The organism is Frankia sp. AiPs1 (assembly GCF_023716945.1).
Lineage (GTDB): Bacteria > Actinomycetota > Actinomycetes > Frankiales > Frankiaceae > Frankia.
This window is the reverse complement of sequence record NZ_JAMQQF010000986.1, coordinates 1-1,191: the sequence shown is the minus strand read 5'-3', so window position 1 is coordinate 1,191 and position 1,191 is coordinate 1. Positions and strand designations below refer to the sequence as shown.

The 1,191-nt window shown below is 75.4% G+C and carries 1 protein-coding gene; it reads right to left on the bottom strand.

What is annotated here, in order from left to right; translation table 11 throughout:
- The coding region (locus ND748_RS32365; protein ID WP_251750068.1) for a substrate-binding domain-containing protein at positions 1-1,157 on the bottom strand (1,157 nt) is incomplete at its 3' end.
- Positions 1,158-1,191: the final 34 nt, after the last annotated feature.

Sequence of the window (1,191 nt, the reverse complement as noted above, 5' to 3'; positions counted from 1 at the left end):
GTGCGGAAGCCGGCCGCGGTCAGGGCCCGCCGCCCGGCGTCGCCGCGCAGGTAGGCCGCGAAAGCGTCGGCGGCGGCGCGCCTGGGCGCCGAATCCGTCGTCCGCTTCAGGACGATGTAGGGCACCGTCGCCGTGAACGCGCCGTCGGCGGGATACGAGGCGACCAGGGTTGTCGCGGACACGGGGCCCGTCCGGGCGGTCAGCGCCCGGTTGTAGGCGATGACGTCGGACTCCAGGGCGGGGAAGGCGGACGGCGCACTGCCGGCGGCGCCGTTCTCCGTGCCGCCGTCGCGGACCGAGTCGAAGAGCTGATGGTCATACTGCGGCAGCCAGTCGATCGAGCGTTCCAGGTGCAGCACCGCGGCCTGGGCCGCGCGGTCCTGGTCGAAGGTGCCCGCAGTCATGTCCGCGGGGGCCAGCCGCCGCGCCGCGCCGACCGTGCCGATGACTGCCCGCAGCGCCGCCGCGGAGTTCTCCGGGTTGGCCATGGCGAGCCGGAACTCGCCCCAGCGGGGCTCCCCGCGGCCCGGCCAGAAGGCGGTCCCGTCCGCATCCGCCGTGAGATCGGCCCAGGTCAGGTGATGTTCGGGCCAGCCGAGCCGCTGCGCCATCAGCCGGGGCATCGCGATGACGACGGGGGAGCCGGCGATCGTCGTCGCCCGTGCCGGCAACTGCTGCGCCGCGGTGTTCGACTCCTGCCCCAGCTCCAGCCAGTCCGCCGACTCGGGGATCCACACGTCCGGAACGGTCGAACCGGGCGTATTCGCCCGCGACAACGCGTCGAGCGCGCGGTCGGATGGCGTGCCGGACACGTCGAAGGCCACACAGGGGCCGTCCTGGTCGGAGTGCGCCCGACTGAACTCGGCGGCCAGCCGGCTGATCGGCGCGGTGAGCGTCGGGGCGGTGGTGATCGTCAGCGCGGTCCGGGTGGTGCCGTCGGCGCACTCGTCCGGCGAGCCGCCGTGCCAGACGGACGCCGCCGCGAACCCGATGCCGGTGACCGTGAGGCCGCCGAGGACGAGCAGGGCGGCACTGCTGACCGCGCCGAGCCCGATCCCGCGGGCCCGCAAGCCCCGGCGCCGCCCGCCCGGGCCGACCCGCCGCCCGCGCGGCCTCCACTCCGGGCGGTGCACGGCGACGAACGCATCGAGATCCATGGCGCTCCCATCCTCGCAGACGGGTGGTGGCGCC